The following is a 16,824-nucleotide window of genomic DNA, read 5'->3' on the forward strand; positions in this document are numbered from 1 at the left end:
GCTTTACCCCTGAAGCATCTTCAAACCTTGCGTGACGTCCGAGCGCACCGCCAGCCGCAGCCCCGGCTCGTCCCCGGCCTTGAGCGCCGAGATCATCATACGGTGAAACTGTGGCACCTCCTTGCGCCTGAGCCGCCCGTAAAGCATCCGCATGGTTGGTCCGAGCTGGAGCCAGACGGTCTCGGCCATGGCCAGCATCGCGGGCGCCTGCGCACGCAGGTAGAGCGTGCGGTGAAACTCCAGGTTGGCGCGGATGTAGCCCACCGGGTCTTGCCGCGCGATGGCCTCGGCCAGTCCGGCATTGATGGTCTGCAACCGCTCGATCAGCGCCATATGCGCGCGCGGCAGGGCGCGGCTGGCCAGTTCGACCTCGATCAGGGCGCGCAGCGCGGCCAGTTCCTCGATTCGCTCGTTGCTGAGTTCGGGTGTCGAGACCCGCCCCGAGGCCGACATGGTCAGCGCCCCCTCGGCCACCAGCCGCCTGAGCGATTCGCGCGCCGGGGTCATCGACACGCCGAATTCGCGACCGATGCCGCGCAAGGTCAGCGCCTGACCCGGTGCCATGTCGCCATGCATGATGCGCGTGCGCAGCCCGCGATAGACGCGGTCATGGGCCGAAGGTGACGGGTCTGGACGGCTCTGGGTCAGCATGGCTTGCTTGTGATCACATTTTTCCAGAGCGTCAATCATTCTTGCATATCCGTTTGTCGCGCGTCTTGCGCGAACGCCGCCTCGGGTGCCATGCCGAGGCCGTTCGACCGACCGTGCATCGCAGGGAGAATGACCCCTCCGCTCAACCGGCGCACCGGGATTCGCGATCGGGTGTTCGGGACGCATGATTTTGCGTGCGGTGCTGGATTCAAGGCCCATGCGGGCGTATATGCCGGGTATGGAGATACGGTCGCAGGATATACCTTTCATGAAGATGCACGGCCTCGGCAACGATTTCGTCGTCGTGGATGAGCGCGGGTGCGCGCCGATGGTCGATGCGGATATCGCCGTGCGGATGGGGGACAGGCACCGTGGCATCGGCTTCGACCAGCTGGCGATCATGCGCGAAAGCACCACGGCCGATCTGCATCTGACATTCTTCAATGCCGATGGGTCACGCGCCGCGGCCTGCGGCAATGCCACGCGCTGTGTGGCGCGTTACGTGATGGATGAAACCGGGCAGGACGCCATGACGATTGCGACCGATCATGCCTTGTTGCATGTGCGCAGTGCGGATGACGGGCAGACCTCGGTCAACATGGGGCATGCCGACATTCGTTGGGACGAGATCCCCTTGGCGCGCGAGGTGGACACGTTGCAGCTTCCGATCGAGGGTGCGCCCGTGGCCACGTCGATGGGCAACCCGCATTGCACCTTTTTCGTCGAGGATTGCGAGGCCGTCGATCTGGAGTCGCGTGGCCCCGTGATGGAACACCACCCGCTGTTCCCCGAGCGCACGAATGTTCAATTCGCCCATGTCGAGGGCAGGAACCGGGTCCGGATGCGGGTGTGGGAGCGCGGGGCCGGTGTCACGCTTGCCTCGGGGTCGTCATCCTGTGCCACGGCACATGCGGCCTATCGGCTTGGGCTGGTGGAGCGAGAGGTGCGCGTGGAGCTTGATGGTGGATGTCTGGATATCCGGCTGGCCGATGACGGCATCTGGATGACCGGCCCGACGGCGCATGTCTTTGACGGGGTCTGGAGAGGCTGAGATGTCGGTATCGCCCAAGTTCCCCTTGCCGAAATTCACCACGCTCGGCTGTCGGCTCAACGCCTATGAAACCGAGGCGATGAAGGAGCTGGCCGCGCAGGCGGGGCTGGGCGATGCGGTGGTGGTCAACACCTGCGCCGTGACCGCCGAGGCCGTGCGCAAGGCACGGCAGGAGATTCGCCGCCTGCGCCGCGAGAACCCCGATGCGCGGGTGATCGTCACAGGCTGTGCCGCACAGATCGATCCCGCGAGCTTTGCCGCGATGGACGAGGTCGATGCCGTGATCGGCAACAGCGAGAAGATGCAGCCCGAGACATGGACCCGGCTCGCCCCCGATTTCACCGGCGAAACCGAACAGGTGGTCGTCGATGACATCATGAGCGTCACAGAAACCGCCGGTCACCTGATCGACGGGTTCGGCACCCGCTCGCGCGCCTATGTCCAGGTCCAGAACGGATGCGACCACCGCTGCACCTTCTGCATCATTCCCTATGGCCGTGGAAATTCGCGCTCCGTCCCGGCGGGCTTGGTGGTGGACCAGATCAAGCGGCTGGTGGACCGGGGCTATAACGAGGTGGTCCTGACCGGGGTAGATCTGACGTCATGGGGGGCCGACCTGCCTGCCGCGCCGCGGCTGGGTGACCTGGTGATGCGTATCCTCAATCTGGTGCCGGATCTTGCGCGTCTGCGGATCAGTTCGATCGATTCGATCGAGGTGGATGACAACCTGATGAACGCAATCGCGACCGAGCCGCGCCTGATGCCGCATCTGCATCTTTCGCTGCAACACGGGGATGACCTGATCCTCAAGCGGATGAAACGCCGGCATTTGCGCGATGATGCGATCCGATTTGCCGAAGAGGCCCGGCGCCTGCGCCCGGATATGACTTTCGGCGCCGATATCATCGCAGGCTTTCCGACCGAGAGTGAGACGCATTTTGCGAATTCGCTGAAGCTGGTCGAGGAGTGTTACCTGACCTGGTTGCACGTCTTTCCCTACAGCCCCCGCCCCGGTACCCCGGCGGCGCGGATGCCGCAGGTTCATGGGGCGGTGATCCGCGAACGCGCCGCGCGGCTGCGTGCCATGGGCGAGGCGGCGGTGGCCCGGCACCTCGACGAACAACAGGGCCGAACCCATCGCATCCTGATGGAAAATCCGCATATGGGGCGGACCGAGCAGTTCGCGGAAGTGGCGTTCCATGATCCTCAGCCAGAAGGCGAGATCGTGACCGCCGTGATCCGGGGTCAATCGGGGAACAGGTTGATGGCCTGAGGGCGGGCAGGTGCCGGGATTTTCATTCACTCCCACACAAGACGCACGGCAAGCGCCCCGAAGACAAGCGCGGTGATCCGGTTCAGCGTTCCCGAGGCCCGGCTGAGGATCGTGCGGAGAAACCCCGCCGTGGCGCCGTAGCTGGAGGTGATGACGAACCCTGTTGCAGCGAAGATGGCGCCGAGGATCAGGATCTGATGCCAGATCGGGCCTGCGGCGGGCGTGGTGAATTGTGGCAGTAGGGCGAGGATGAAAATCGCGACCTTCGGGTTGAGCATGTTGGTCAGGAAACCGCGTCTGAAGGCGGTGTAGAGACTGTTTTCACCGGTTCCATGCCCATTGTCCGGCGTTGCGCACCATGTCTTGACGGCAAGGAACAGAAGGTAGGCCGCCCCGAGCCAGCGGATCGCGTCATAGGCGACGGGGCTTGCGGCGATGAGCGCGGCAAGACCGAAAGCGGCCAGCACGGTATGGGCAAGCCCCCCGAGCGAGATGCCTGCGGCCGCGGCGATGCCCGCGCGTGGGCCCCCGGAGAGGCCCGATGCGGAGGCGAACATCACGTCTGACCCCGGCGTGAGATTGAGCAGGACGCCCGCGCCTGCAAAAGCGGCAATCGTGGCCGGGTCCATCGCGAGCAACGTATCCAGCAGAACGTGTCCCCCTTGAATGCGCCGCTGCCCGAAATGCGGTTGTCCGGGTCAGATCCGCTCGATGGCAATGGCGGTGCCTTCGCCGCCACCGATGCAGATCGCCGCGACGCCGCGTTTGAGGCTGCGCTTTTCCAGTGCGTTGAGAAGTGTGACCATGATGCGGGCCCCGGAGGCCCCGATCGGGTGGCCCAGCGCGCAGGCACCGCCATTGACGTTGACGATATCGCGCGGCAGACCGAGTTCACGCATGAACGCCATCGGGACGACCGCGAAGGCTTCGTTCACCTCCCACAGGTCGACATCGTTCTTGTCCCAGCCGATACGTTCGAGAAGTTTTCTTGCCGCGGGGATCGGTGCGGTGGGAAATTGTGAAGGGGCCTGTGCGTGGCTGGCATGGCCAAGGATACGGGCGCGGATGTTCATGCCCTGCGCTTCGGCATGGCCACGGTCGGCCAGCAAGAGCGCCGCGGCGCCGTCCGATATGGACGAGGAATTGGCCGCCGTTACGGTGCCATCCTTGCGGAACGCGGGTTTTAGCATCGGGATCTTCTCGGGCCGGGCCTTGCCGGGCTGCTCGTCGCGGGTGATGATTTCCTCGCCTGTGCGGGCATGGATGGTTACGGGCGTGATCTCGTCGTCGAAGGCGCCCGAGCGTTCGGCTTCGAGCGCATTGTCAAGCGAGCCGATGGCGTATTGATCCTGCGAGTCGCGCGTGAACTGGAACGCCTCGGCGCAGTCTTCGGCGAAGGTGCCCATCAGGCGGCCCTTGTCATAGGCGTCTTCGAGGCCGTCGAGGAACATGTGGTCCTTGACTTCCTGGTGGCCGATACGCGCACCGCTGCGCATCTTGGGGAGCAGGTAGGGGGCGTTCGACATCGACTCCATGCCCCCGGTGATCATCGTGGCGTTGTGACCGAGCGCGATCTGGTCAAAGCCCATCATCGCGGCCCGCATCCCCGAGCCGCACATCTTGTTGAGGGTGGTGGCGGGCACCTCTTCGCCAAGACCGGCATGAAACCCGGCCTGACGTGCCGGCGCCTGCCCCTGTCCGGCGGGCAGGACGCAGCCCATCAGCACTTCGTCGACGGAGTTCACGCCTGCGTCGGTCAACGCCGTGCGAATCGCGGCACCGCCAAGATCTGCGGCGGGAACGTCGTCGAATACGCCCTGGAATCCGCCCATGGGTGTGCGGGATGCACCTGTTATAACGACCTCTTTCATGATCTGCCTCCGATATCTTCGTGACATGCATACCGAATGGTAAGGATTGCGGTCTAGCCTGTTCTCGACATTTCGTAGTTCTACGCATCGGAGAAGCCATGAACATTGAGAGCAGCGGAAGCGGCGATCTTCAGATCGTGACAGTCAAAGAGGAACGGATCGACGCCGCGGTGGCCATCCGCTTCAAGGATCGCATGCGGGAATTGACGGCGAACGGGGCGCCGCATGTCGTTCTTGATCTGGGCGAGGTCGATTTCATGGATTCAAGTGGCCTCGGCGCAATCGTGGCGGCAATGAAGCAGTTGGGCGCGACGCGGCGCCTCGATCTCGCGGCGCTGCGGCCCAATGTCGAAAAGGTCTTTCGCCTGACCCGGATGGACAGCGTGTTTACCATTCACGACGATGTCGCGCGGGCGCAGGCGATCTATGCCGCTGGATGAGACCTGCCGGGCGGGACAGGTATGAGCCCCAAGGATATCCGGATGCCCGAGCCGTTTCGCCTTGCTTTTGCCAGCACCGAGCTTGCCGTTCGGGCCGCTCTGAACGAGCTGACGACGGCACTGTTCGTCGAGGGACATGATGATTCCGTGCGTAGCACGGTCGAAATCGTTCTGGGCGAGGTTCTCAACAACATCGTCGAACATGCGTATGGTACGGATCGGCAGGGCGAGATCGAGCTGTGTTGCGAGAGCGGACAGAACGCGCTCTGGGTCACGGTCTGTGATCGTGGCGCGCCGATGCCGGGGCTGCGCCTGCCCTCGGGGCGGCCTGTCGAACTCGACGGGGTGCGGGAAGATCTTCCCGAAGGGGGTTTCGGCTGGTTCCTGGTGCACAGTCTTGCCGAAAATCTGGACTATTGTCGCGCGGCCGGGCGGAACCGTTTGAGTTTTGCAGTGCCTTACGGGCATGGCCCCGATCCCGACAGGCGTGATCCTGTCCAAGATTAGTCTGAATCAAATCTCGAATTCGCCTCACTCGTCTCTCATTGCCGCCAGATTCCGGAGCGATAAGGAAAGGGTAGCTGCATATAGCTTCCCTCGGCGCCGGGCGTTAACAGCCCCCACCCAGTGTCCGGCGTCGAGGTTTCTCTTTCCTTCCTGCTGGATCAGCATGAACGCAACGGCCCGATTGGCATTCCTGCAATCGGGCCTTACTGTTGTCCGAACGCAGGACGAGGAGACAAGATATGCGCGATTTTCATTTCCCGGGGCGGTCGGCGGTTCTTGCCGAGAACGGAGTTTGCGCCACATCGCATCCGCTGGCTGCAAAGGTGGCAGTGGATATCCTTGAACGGGGTGGAAATGCGATGGACGCCGCAATTGCGGGCGCGGTTCTGCTGGGAATTTGCGAGCCGCAGATGACGGGAATCGGCGGCGATTGTTTCGTTCTGTTCAAGCCCGCGGGACGGGAAGAGGTTCACGCCATCAACGGATCGGGCCGGGCGCCCGCGGCGGCCAGCGCGGCGGCGTTGCGCGACAAGGGCCATGCGACCGTGCCACTTTATGCACCCGAGGCGGTGACGATTCCGACGGCGATAGATGCGTTTTGCCGCTTGAGCGCGGATTGGGGCAAGATCGGGCTCGATGCGATACTCGCCCCGGCGATTCACTATGCCGAGAGAGGCGTTCCGATTGCTCCGCGCGTGGCCTTTGACATGCCGACCGCGGCCAAGGTGTTGCAGGGGCATGGGAAGACACATTTCCTGATCAACGGGGAGGTTCCCAAGGCCGGGCAGATCTTTGCCTCGCCCGCGCAGGCCGAGGTTCTGCGCCGGATCGCGAAGGGCGGGCGCGATGCCTTCTACACCGGCGAGGTGGCCGAGGACATGGTTGCCGCGCTGCGCGACCTGGGAGGGGTGCACACGCTGGAGGATTTCGCGGGTGCCGAGAGCTTCTACACTGAGGCTGTGAGCGGTGATTACAAGGGGACCGATCTTGTCGAGCATCCGCCGAACGGGCAGGGGGCCACGGCGATATTGATGCTCAATATCCTGGCGCAGTTCGATCTGGCCGGCATGGCGCCGTTCGGCGCGGCGCGCGCGCATGTCGAGGCGGAGGCGGCGAAGCTCGCCTATGATGCGCGCAACCGGTTCATTGCCGACCCGGACGGGACGGCGCGGCTGGACCATATGCTGAGCATGGAAACGGCGAAGAAGCTGGCCGCGCTGATCGACCCCAAGAAGGCAATGCAGGCCGCGGCGCCGGTGAGCGAGGTGGTTCACAGGGATACGGTCTATATCACCGTGGTCGACAAGGACCGGATGGCGGTCTCGTTCATCTATTCGATTTTCCATGGCTTCGGCTCGGGGATCGCAAGCGAGAAATTCGGCATCCTGATGCAGAACAGGGGCGCGGGCTTCACGCTGGAAGAAGGGCATCCCAACGAGCTGGCAGGCGGCAAGCGACCGATGCATACGATCATCCCGGGCATGCTGCGCCGGAACGGAAAGGTGATCATGCCCTTCGGCGTGATGGGTGGCGCCTATCAGCCCAACGGACATGCCCGCGTCGTCACCAGCATGGTTGATCACGGCATGGAATTGCAGGACGCGCTGGATGCGCCGCGCAGTTTTGCCGACCAGGGCGTGCTCAACGTCGAGAAGGGCTATTCGGACTCGGTGCGCGCCGAGCTGGCCGAATTGGGGCATGAGGTCGTTGTGCCCGAGGGACCGCTGGGTGGGGCGCAGGCGATCCTGATCCGCGACGACGGGATACTGGAAGGCGCGTCCGACCCGCGCAAGGACGGCATTGCACTGGGGTATTGAGAGATGGGCATCACACCGGTCAAGGACATGGTCGCCGAGGCCAAGAGAACGATCACTTCGCTCAGCACCGAGGAGGCCGCGCGGATGGTCGAGGCGGGCGAGGCGCTTTTGGTGGATATCCGCGATCCGCGAGAGTTGAGCCGTGACGGGCGTATCCCCGGCGCCTTTCATGCGCCGCGCGGGATGCTGGAATTCTGGATCGATCCGGAAAGCCCCTATCACAAGGAGGGACTGGCCACCGACAAGACGCTGGTTCTGTTCTGTGCCAGCGCGTGGCGGTCTGCGTTGTCTGCACAGACATTGCAGAACATGGGGGTCGAGAACGTCGCCGAGATGGAGGGTGGTTTCGCAGCCTGGAAGAAAGACGAACGCCCGATCGACCAGTAGGTCGGGCGTCATCCCGCACCCGTCTTCAATTCAGCTGGAAATGCAGCGGGTAATGCCCGTCCTCGAACGGCCCGAACAGGTCGGGGATGTCCGGGTGATCGACCGGCTCGCCGGAGTAATCTGCGACGAGGTTCTGTTCGCTGACATAGGCCACGTAGTAGCTCTGATCGTTTTCGGCGAGCAGGTGATAGAAGGGTTGTTCCTTGGCGGGGCGGCTGTCCTCGGGAATGGATTCATACCATTCCTCGCTGTTGTTGAACTCCGGGTCCACATCAAAGACAACCCCGCGAAACGGGTGTTTCTTGTGGCGGACAACCTGCCCGAGGTGATATTTCGCTCGTGTTCTTAACATCATGTTGCAGCCCCTACCGCCCGATCATAGGGCGTTCAAGGGGGTGTTGTCCATTTCGGGGCCGAGAAATCACCGGAAACAGTTTGTGAACCTCGATTTGACAGTGATCTCTAGCGTTTCGGCGATTCAAGACACCTGTCCCTGCGGCCCGGGGCGCGAAATCAGTTTATCCCGCACGAGAATTCCGTTAAAAGGACCGCAAAACACGATAAAAACATAGCGAGAGGCAGATGAGCAGACTTCTTCGCGGCTTGGTGATTCTGATCCTGCTAGGCAGTTGTGCCCCGCGGGACCGTTCGGCGCCGACATCTCTGGATAACGCATGCAACATCCTTGAGCAAAGGCCGCATTTCGTGCGTGCCTTTCGCGCGTCCGAGCGCAAATGGGGTGTTCCGGCGCATGTCCAGATGGCGACGCTCTATCAGGAAAGCAAATTCATCGGTGATGCGCGCACACCGTTTCGCTATGCGCTGGGGGTCATCCCGATGGGCCGGCAATCGAGCGCTTATGGTTATGCGCAGGCGCTTGACGGGACATGGAATGAATACAAGTCAGAGACCCGCAGCGCGCGCGCACGGCGTGACAAAATCAGGGATGCCGCCGATTTCATGGGCTGGTACATGGCCAAGACACGCGAGCGCAACGGTGTGGCCCTTTCGGATGCCCGAAACCAGTATCTGGCCTATCACGAAGGCCATACGGGTTTTGCCCGGGGCAGCTACAACCAAAAGGCCTGGCTGCTTCGGATCGCGGGTGAAGTGGATGCAAGAGCCAACATGTATCGTTCGCAGTTGGACACATGCCGGAAGTGGCGGTGATCAAGGCGGACCGCAGCGCATCAGGACAGAGGGCCGCTTCAGCGATCGGAGCGCCGGGTGTTCCGTTCGATGTCGAACAAGCGGAAGGGCAGGTCGCCGCCGGTCTCCAATTCGCGTAGAACGACGGTGGTGGACGAGCCGGAATCGTCATTGACGATCCATTGGCGCAACTCGACCGGGTCACCCGTGAACCTGAGCTGAATATTGCCATACTCGGGATGCTCGGGGTCTTGTGCGGTCACGGTGGTCGCGGTGCCGTCATAGGAATGGTCAACCACCATGTTGGCGCGGTCCAGATCGACCTTCTCCGCGAGGATTATCTTGAGTGGCGTCCGGTTCAGCGGATAGCTTTCCGGCCCCTGATTCGACTTTGGGTCGAAGATCGCGACCGCGCCGGCCGAGGCGAGCACGAGGGTCTTGTCGGGCGGGTCGTATTCGAAACGGATCTTGCCCGGGCGCGAGATATAGATCGTGCCGGTTGAAATCGTCTCGTCATCGTTGATCTGGGTGAACGCGCCCTGTGCGGTCTGCAATCCGTTGAGATACTCGGAGATCGCGGCCAGCGAAAGCTTCTCTGCCCAGGCCGGCGTCGCAAAGGCGATGGCCGTGGCGGAAGCGAGAACAAGCTGTTTCATGGTCATTTGCGGATACCTTTGATGCTGTACCGATGTCGTCTCTGCCGAGATAGTCACAGACTGCCGCAAACCCAACTGTTAGGCGATAACATGCTGGCAAGAGTGGGGGGATTGCGCCCACCCTACTGCTCGGGGACAAGGATTTCCCGTTTGCCGACATGGTTAGCCGAGGACACGACGCCCTCTTCTTCCATCTGCTCGACAAGCCGGGCAGCCTTGTTGTAGCCGATGGCCAGCTTGCGCTGAATGTAGGAGGTCGAGCATTTGCGATCCTTGATCGCGATCGCCACCGCCTGATCATAGAGCGCGTCCTCGCCGTCGGTATTGCCGCCGAGACCCAGCACCGCGTCGATGCCGTCCACCTTCTCGTCATCCGGGCCTTCGACCACGCCACCGACATAATCGGGTGGGCCGAAACCCTTGAGGTGGTTGACGATCTCCTCGACCTCCTCGTCGCTGACGAAGGGACCGTGGCAGCGGGTGATCTTGGCCCCGCCGGCCATGTAGAGCATGTCGCCCATGCCCAGGAGCTGCTCGGCGCCCATTTCGCCAAGGATGGTGCGGCTGTCGATCTTGGATGTCACCTGAAAGCTGATGCGGGTCGGGAAGTTGGCCTTGATCGTGCCGGTGATCACATCAACCGAGGGCCGCTGCGTCGCCATGATGATGTGTATGCCGGAGGCGCGCGCCATCTGCGCCAGCCGCTGGATGCAGGCTTCGATTTCCTTGCCGGCGACCATCATGAGGTCGGCCATCTCGTCGACTATGACGACGATATAGGGCATCTTTTCGGGGGCAAATTCCTCGGTCTCGAAGACGGGTTCGCCGGTCTCGTCGTCAAAACCGGTTTGCACGGTGCGCGAAAACATCTCGCCCTTGGCGAGCGCATCGGCGACACGGCTGTTATAGCCGTCGATGTTGCGCACGCCCATCTTGGACATCTTGCGATAGCGCTCTTCCATCTCGCCCACGACCCATTTGAGCGCGACCACCGCCTTCTTGGGGTCGGTCACGACGGGCGAGAGAAGATGGGGAATGCCGTCATAAACGCTGAGTTCCAGCATCTTGGGGTCGATCATGATCATCCGGCATTCTTCGGGCGTAAGCTTGTAGAGCAGCGACAGGATCATGGTGTTGATTGCCACCGACTTGCCTGACCCGGTGGTCCCCGCGATCAGCAGGTGGGGCATCTTGGCAAGGTTGGCGACGATCGGATCGCCGCCGATATCCTTGCCCAGGGCGAGCGGCAGCTTGTGGTTGCCGTCGCCATAATCGCGCGAGGACAGGATCTCGCGGAAATTGACCATTTCGCGGTTGTCGTTGGGCAGTTCGATCCCGATCACGCTGCGGCCCGGCACGGTCGAGACCCGGGCCGAGAGGGCCGACATCGAACGCGCGATGTCGTCGGCAAGACCGATCACGCGGCTGGCCTTGAGACCGGGTGCGGGTTCGAGTTCATACATTGTGACAACGGGTCCGGGACGGACACTCACGATCTCGCCCTTCACGCCGTAATCGTCGAGTACCGTTTCAAGCATCCGCGCGTTTTCCTCGAGCGCCTCGTCGGAAAGGTGATGGCGCTGGACTTGCTCGGGGCTTGTCAGGAGTGACAGTGGCGGAAGCTCATAGGATGGTTGCGGGTCGTCGAATTGCAAGGCGGGCTGTGCCTCGGCCCGGGCCCGCGTCGAGGGCTGGATCGGTTTGCGCTGCGGTTGCTGAACGACCTTGCGCGGCTGGGTGTTCGGAACGGACGCGCCGGCGAGGCCGGCATGATATGCAGGGGCGCTGGCCCCGGCAAGCGCCTCGTCGGCCTGGTCGAATCGGCTGGGTTCGGGCGAGGTCGCAACCGATGGTTCGGGTCTGTGGTTCGCGGTGGACAAGGGCGGCTCGGGCGGCAGGTCCACGGCGGGGCCGGACGTGAGGATGAGTGGATCGGGGCCGCGGCCACGCCCCTTGGTCAACGGTGCATGGGTTTCGGACTGGAATGCGGGATTCTGGCGGACCCGTGTCTTGATCACATCGGCGATGCGGGCGCGGATGCGGTCGTCACCGGGCGCCTCGGGGGCGGTTTCGAAATGCGGTTCGGATTCGACAAGCTCGGGCTCGGGCAACGTGGTGACGTCGGGCTCGGGCCGGCGAATGAGCCTTGATGCCTGAGACAGGAAGCCGGGTTTCCGGATCTCTTGCGCGGTGTTGAAGGATGGCTCGGCGTCGCGATCCATTGCCGGAAGGTTGGGCTGGTAGCTTGCCGAAGGGCGGTTTTGCGTCTCTTGCATGGCGGTCCAATCGGCGGCCTGCGCGGCTTTCTGCGCGCGGCGCTCGCGGCGCGCGCTGTTCCTGGCCTGGAGGTTTCGGGCTGTGGCGATGGCGCCGCGGGCGGTCTTGCCGAGCAGGGCCATCAGCCCTGCATAAAGCATGATCATGCCGATCAGCAGGAAGCGCAGGAAGTGACGCAATTCGGACCTGGTAAAGCCCAGCACGAAAGCTGCACCAAGCATGATCGCGATACCCAGAACGATCGACAAGAGCTTGAGCCCGAAGGTGGCCGATATGGGCAGAAGGGTCAGCAGGCTGCCTGCTGCGGTTTTGCCGAAGAGGCCGCCAAGCCCGAAAGAATGGGTCCATTCGGGGCCGGGAACAAGCGTTGCGGCGTAGATCGACAGGGTCGCGACCCAGATCGGGGCAAAGATTAGCCGACCCAGGGCCCGGTCGCTGCCGCGGTGCAGGGCCAGACGCAGACCCCAGGCGACCAACACGGCGGCGAGGCCCCAACTGCCGTGGCCCACGATCATGAACATCGGTGCGGCGACCGAGGCGCCAAAGCGGCCCATCCAGTTCTCGATCGGTGCGTCCGTGGCAGACATCCACCACGGATCGGAAGGCGCGTAGGACCAGAACATCGCGCCCGCGGCCAACCCGATGAGAATGAGCACGATACCAAGCAATTCCTTGCCGCGCTTCTCGATCGCTTCGGCCATGTTGCTGTCCAGCAGCGGGTCGCGTCCTCGTGCCTGATATGCCATATTTCCCTCGTTCTCAGCTGTAGATGCAGTCACGCAACCGGATGAGTGCGTGCTCCATTTCATCTTTTGGGGCCACCATTGCGGCCCGGACATAGCCTTTGCCCGGGTTGTGACCGTTCACATCACGTGCAAGATATGCGCCGGGCAAGACCCGGACGCCGGTTTCCTTCCACGCCTTGAGCGCGGCCGTCTCACCATCGTCGACCGGCAACCAGAGAAAGAACCCGGCCCCGGGGGCCTGGTAGCCCTGAATTCCCGACATTACCCTGTCGGCGATGATGTATTTTTCCTGATAGAGGCGGCGGTTCTCGGTCACATGCTCCTCATCGGCCCAGACACGCTCGGATACGATCTGGAGCGGCAGGGGAACCGGCGCGCCGGCATAGGCGCGCAATTGCTTGAGCCGGGCAACGGATTGCGGCCCGCCCGCGACAAAGCCCGAGCGCAGGCCGGGCAGGTTCGAGCGTTTGGAAAGCGAGTGAAACACCACGACCCGTTCCGGATCGGCCCCCATTTCGGCGGCGACTTCCATCGCGCTGGGCGGCGGTGTGTCACGGTAGATCTCGGAATAGCATTCGTCGGCGAAAATCTGGAAGTCGAACTGTTCGGCCAGCCCGATCAACTCGCGCAGATAGGCGCGGTCGGCGATGGCACCCTGTGGGTTCGAGGGTGAGCAGATATAGGCCGCGGCCACCCGGTTGAGCATATCGGTGGGCAACCCCGAATAATCGGGCAGGTATCCGGTGGTGCGGGTCGCCGGCACCATAACGGGCTGGGCATCCACCGAAATCGCGCCGATCATGTAGACTTGGTAGAACGGGTTGGGCAGCAGGATCAGCGGCTGATCGCCCCGCACCTTCTCGGGGACAAGCGCCATGCAGGCGTTATAGAGCCCTTCGCGGGTGCCGTTCAGAACCATGACCTGGGTCTCGGAGTCGGTCTTTACGCCGAACCGGCGTTTCAACCAGCCCGAGATTGCGCCGCGCAAACCCGGCGTGCCGTCATTGGGCGGATAGGAATTGAAGCCGGCGGCATTGTCGAAAATGACGCCCGGCACCCAGTCGGGAAAGGGATGTTTCGGCTCTCCGATGGTCATATGCGCCACATCGCCGCCCGGCTGGTGATGATCCAGCAAGGCGCGCAGGCGCGGGAATGCATATTCCGGCAGGTTCGAGAACCGATCGGGAAACATGGGTGTACTGCTTTTTCTGCCTCAGGGCCGGGGTCATGATCGCCCCGTTTGAGAGCATGTTACCCAAGCGGCACGGCTACGTCCAGAAATTCGCACGTCGGCAGAGGTGGTTGTGGCATTTAGGCCAATACCTTCTCGGCACCTGCTGCCACGCGCAAAAGGGCTTCTTCGCCAAAGGCTTTGCCCATGAGGGTGACCCCGCAGGAAGGCGTGCCGGTGGGCAGGGTGACGGCCGAAACACCCAGCATGTTGCCGATCCGCGTATTACGCAGTGTCAGGAGGTTTTCGGTCACGTAATAGCCGTGATCGCGCATCAGGCGATCGACCTTGGGGGGCAGGTTGGGCGCCGAGGGAATGATGACCGCATCATACCCCGCAACCCGGGCAGCCCATTCTGCGCGAGCGGCGTCAATGACGTGCCAGGCCCGGACATAATCGGCCGCTGCATGATCACGCCCCGAGCGGAAGCGTTCGAGAATCTGCGGGAACATCTTGTCCGGTGCGGTTTCGATCAGATCACCCCATGTACCCCAGGCTTCGGATGTGAAGGTGACAGCCGATTGATCCATGGCGCGGGCGACCTCGGGTGCCTCGAACCGTTCCACCACCGCACCGGCATCGCTCAGCCGGTCCATGGCCTCTTTGTAGGCCGCCATCGGCCTGTCCCGCACATCGTCGAGAGCCACGGTCTGCAACACCCCGATCCGCGCGCCGCGAATCGTCGTCCCGGCAAGGTCGGCGGCCTTTCCGCCTTCCAGCGCACCCAGCATCAATGCGCAATCCTCGACCGACCGGGCCAGCGGCCCGATGGTGTCAAACTTGGCGCAGAGGGGCACCACACCCGCGATCGAAAGCCGTCCGGCCGTCGTCTTGAGCCCCACAAGGTCGTTCCAGGCGCTGGGGACGCGCACCGACCCGCCCGTGTCTGATCCGATCCCGCACGGCGCGAGGCCGAATGCGACAGACGCGGCGGCGCCCGAGGATGATCCACCCGGCACTGCGCCGGGGTCGTTCACGTTCGGCGGGGTGGCGGTGACCGGGTTCAGACCCAGGCCCGAGAAAGCCAGTTCCGACATGTGCGTCTTGCCCAGGCAGACCGTTCCGGCCAGCGTCGCGTTTTGCAGGACCCAGGCATCGGTTTCCGGCACCCGCCCTTCAAGCAACGCTGATCCGGCCTCGGTCACGACGCCGGCCGTGTCGAACAGGTCTTTCCAACTGACTGGCACGCCGTCGAGAGGGCCCCGGCGTTGCCCGGCCCGGGCGCGCTTGGACGCGGCCTCGGCCTCGGCCATGGCGCGGCTTTCGGTCAGGCGGGCATAGATGCGGTCACGATGTGCATGGTTCTTTATGGCCGAAAGATAGGTTTCGGTGAGGGTGATGGGGTCAATCTCGCCCGCTGCGATTCCACGCCCCAGATCGCCCATGCTCATCCACAACCAGTCTTTCATCGCGCCTGCCCTTCATCTTGCCCTGAAATACTCCCGCCGGAGGCATCCGCACTCGCGGCATGTGCTCACGCTAGCGGCGATCTGTGCCATGGACAATCCCGGACGAATGACCACATTTAGGGGCATGGAAGAGACACGAGACATCCTGATCGTCGGTGGCGGGCTCAATGGTCCGGCTCTGGCTTTGGCGCTGGCCCGCAAGGGGTTTTCCGTGACCGTGGTGGATGCGCTGCCCGAGATGGTGCGCAAGAACGCGGCGTTCGATGGGCGGGCCTATGCGTTGGCGTTGGCCTCGCAGCGGCTTCTGACGCGAATCGGCATATGGGAGCGGGTTGTCGAGAACAGCCAGCCGATGCACGAGATCAAGGCCAGTGACGGGCGCGCCGGAGAAGGGCCTGCGCCGTTCTTCCTTCATTTCCAATCGGCCGAGATCGAGGAAGGGCCGATGGGTCACATGCTGGAGGATCGCTATCTCAGGCGGGCCTTTCTCGATGCGATGCGCGAAGAGCCCGGCATTCGCCAGGTCGAGGACCGCGTGATCGCGCAGGAGGTGGATGCAAGTGGCGTGAGCCTGCGGCTGGAAAGCGGGCAGACGTTGCGCGGGCGGTTGCTGATTGGGTGCGATGGGCGCGAGTCGGGCACGGCGCGGCGCGCGGGCATTCGTCGAACCGGGTGGGATTACGGGCAGACCGCGCTGGTTTGTGCGATTGAGCATGAAAAGCCGCATCACGGGATCGCGCATCAGTTCTTCATGCCGCCCGGGCCTTTGGCGATCCTGCCGTTGCCGGGCAACGTGTCGTCCATCGTCTGGTCCGAGACCAATGACAGCGCAGCCGCGATCAATGCCCTGTCGGACAAGGATTACCTTGACATCTTGCGCCCGCGTTTCGGCGATTTCCTTGGTCGGATCAGCCTCGAGGGCAAGCGCTTTGCCTATCCGCTGAAGTTGACCATCGCCAACCGGTTCGTGGGTGAACGCCTGACGCTCATCGGCGATGCGGCGCACGGGCTGCACCCGATTGCGGGGCAGGGCCTTAACGCCGGGCTGCGTGACGTTGGGGCACTGGTGGATGTTCTGGGACATGCCGCGCGACGGGGTGAGGATTTCGCCTCGCCGCTCGTGCTGGACCGCTATCAGGAATGGCGCCGGTTCGACGTAGCCACGCTGGCGATGGCGACAGATGTAACGAACAAGCTGTTTTCCAACGACAATCCGGTTCTGCGCGTGGCGCGTGACCTGGGCATGGGAGTGGTGGATGCCATGCCCGGACTTCGCCGTGGTTTCCTGCGCGAAGCGGCCGGCCTGACCGGAGAATTGCCTGAATTGATGCGTTGAGTTCCAGGTCGTTGCGCCCTAAG

At 63.1% G+C, this 16,824-nt stretch carries 16 protein-coding genes; 8 read left to right on the top strand and 8 right to left on the bottom strand.

The features are described from left to right. Positions 1 to 3 precede the first annotated feature (3 nt). Positions 4 to 651: a GntR family transcriptional regulator gene (locus ACESL9_RS06010; RefSeq protein WP_372612019.1), complete on the bottom strand. Its 648-nt coding sequence runs from the start codon at positions 649 to 651 to the stop codon at positions 4 to 6. A 268-nt stretch (positions 652 to 919) separates the two neighbouring features. Between ACESL9_RS06010 and dapF the strand changes: the two genes are divergently transcribed. Together dapF and mtaB are read left to right on the top strand one after the other, a co-directional pair. Continuing rightward, a complete protein-coding gene (dapF, locus tag ACESL9_RS06015) occupies positions 920 to 1,702 on the top strand; it encodes a diaminopimelate epimerase (RefSeq protein ID WP_372611971.1) in 783 nt (260 codons plus the stop codon). Between the two features lies 1 nt (position 1,703). Next, entirely contained in the window at positions 1,704 to 2,975 is a 1,272-nt protein-coding gene (mtaB, locus tag ACESL9_RS06020; RefSeq protein WP_372674601.1) for a tRNA (N(6)-L-threonylcarbamoyladenosine(37)-C(2))-methylthiotransferase MtaB, read from the top strand. Between the two features lie 26 nt (positions 2,976 to 3,001). Here mtaB and ACESL9_RS06025 read toward each other — a convergent pair whose 3' ends face one another. Together ACESL9_RS06025 and ACESL9_RS06030 are read right to left on the bottom strand one after the other, a co-directional pair. Further along, entirely contained in the window at positions 3,002 to 3,604 is a 603-nt protein-coding gene (locus ACESL9_RS06025) for a LysE family translocator (protein ID WP_372611975.1), read from the bottom strand. Positions 3,605 to 3,673: 69 nt separating this feature from the next. Beyond that, positions 3,674 to 4,846, bottom strand: a complete 1,173-nt coding sequence (locus ACESL9_RS06030; RefSeq protein ID WP_372611977.1) for a thiolase family protein — start codon at positions 4,844 to 4,846, stop codon at positions 3,674 to 3,676. 98 nt (positions 4,847 to 4,944) lie between these two features. Here ACESL9_RS06030 and ACESL9_RS06035 point away from each other — a divergent pair, with 98 nt between their 5' ends. The 4 genes from ACESL9_RS06035 (at position 4,945) to ACESL9_RS06050 (ending at position 7,997) form a co-directional block, all read left to right on the top strand. Further along, positions 4,945 to 5,286, top strand: coding sequence for an STAS domain-containing protein (locus ACESL9_RS06035; RefSeq protein WP_372611979.1), 342 nt, complete (start codon positions 4,945 to 4,947; stop codon positions 5,284 to 5,286). Between the two features lie 42 nt (positions 5,287 to 5,328). After that, the gene (locus tag ACESL9_RS06040) at positions 5,329 to 5,793 is read left to right on the top strand and encodes an ATP-binding protein (RefSeq protein ID WP_372611981.1); all 465 of its coding nucleotides are present in this window, start codon (positions 5,329 to 5,331) and stop codon (positions 5,791 to 5,793) included. A gap of 239 nt (positions 5,794 to 6,032) precedes the next feature. After that, positions 6,033 to 7,610: a gamma-glutamyltransferase family protein gene (locus ACESL9_RS06045; RefSeq protein ID WP_372611983.1), complete on the top strand. Its 1,578-nt coding sequence runs from the start codon at positions 6,033 to 6,035 to the stop codon at positions 7,608 to 7,610. A gap of 3 nt (positions 7,611 to 7,613) precedes the next feature. After that, positions 7,614 to 7,997 (top strand): rhodanese-like domain-containing protein, encoded by a 384-nt coding sequence (locus ACESL9_RS06050; protein WP_372611985.1) that lies wholly within the window; start codon positions 7,614 to 7,616, stop codon positions 7,995 to 7,997. 25 nt (positions 7,998 to 8,022) lie between these two features. Here ACESL9_RS06050 and hspQ read toward each other — a convergent pair whose 3' ends face one another. Continuing rightward, positions 8,023 to 8,349, bottom strand: a complete 327-nt coding sequence (gene hspQ / locus ACESL9_RS06055; protein WP_372612021.1) for a heat shock protein HspQ — start codon at positions 8,347 to 8,349, stop codon at positions 8,023 to 8,025. Positions 8,350 to 8,579: 230 nt separating this feature from the next. Here hspQ and ACESL9_RS06060 point away from each other — a divergent pair, with 230 nt between their 5' ends. After that, positions 8,580 to 9,167 (top strand): lytic transglycosylase, encoded by a 588-nt coding sequence (locus ACESL9_RS06060; RefSeq protein WP_372611987.1) that lies wholly within the window; start codon positions 8,580 to 8,582, stop codon positions 9,165 to 9,167. Positions 9,168 to 9,205: 38 nt separating this feature from the next. On the opposite strand, the gene ACESL9_RS06065 is transcribed toward ACESL9_RS06060, so the two are convergent. The 4 genes from ACESL9_RS06065 to ACESL9_RS06080 all read right to left on the bottom strand — a co-directional run bounded on the left by ACESL9_RS06065 (position 9,206) and on the right by ACESL9_RS06080 (position 15,465). Then, positions 9,206 to 9,802, bottom strand: a complete 597-nt coding sequence (locus ACESL9_RS06065) for a LolA family protein (protein WP_372611989.1) — start codon at positions 9,800 to 9,802, stop codon at positions 9,206 to 9,208. Between the two features lie 122 nt (positions 9,803 to 9,924). Continuing rightward, positions 9,925 to 12,825, bottom strand: coding sequence for a DNA translocase FtsK (locus ACESL9_RS06070; protein ID WP_372611991.1), 2,901 nt, complete (start codon positions 12,823 to 12,825; stop codon positions 9,925 to 9,927). Between the two features lie 13 nt (positions 12,826 to 12,838). Beyond that, on the bottom strand, positions 12,839 to 14,017 hold the full coding sequence (locus ACESL9_RS06075) for an aminotransferase class I/II-fold pyridoxal phosphate-dependent enzyme (protein WP_372674602.1): 1,179 nt from the start codon (positions 14,015 to 14,017) through the stop codon (positions 12,839 to 12,841). Positions 14,018 to 14,136: 119 nt separating this feature from the next. After that, a complete protein-coding gene (locus ACESL9_RS06080; RefSeq protein WP_372674603.1) occupies positions 14,137 to 15,465 on the bottom strand; it encodes an amidase in 1,329 nt (442 codons plus the stop codon). An 88-nt stretch (positions 15,466 to 15,553) separates the two neighbouring features. Between ACESL9_RS06080 and ACESL9_RS06085 the strand changes: the two genes are divergently transcribed. Continuing rightward, on the top strand, positions 15,554 to 16,801 hold the full coding sequence (locus ACESL9_RS06085; RefSeq protein ID WP_372611997.1) for a UbiH/UbiF/VisC/COQ6 family ubiquinone biosynthesis hydroxylase: 1,248 nt from the start codon (positions 15,554 to 15,556) through the stop codon (positions 16,799 to 16,801). Positions 16,802 to 16,824: the final 23 nt, after the last annotated feature.

Origin of the sequence: Aquicoccus sp. (genome assembly GCF_041686535.1) — a bacterium.
Taxonomy (GTDB): domain Bacteria; phylum Pseudomonadota; class Alphaproteobacteria; order Rhodobacterales; family Rhodobacteraceae; genus Aquicoccus.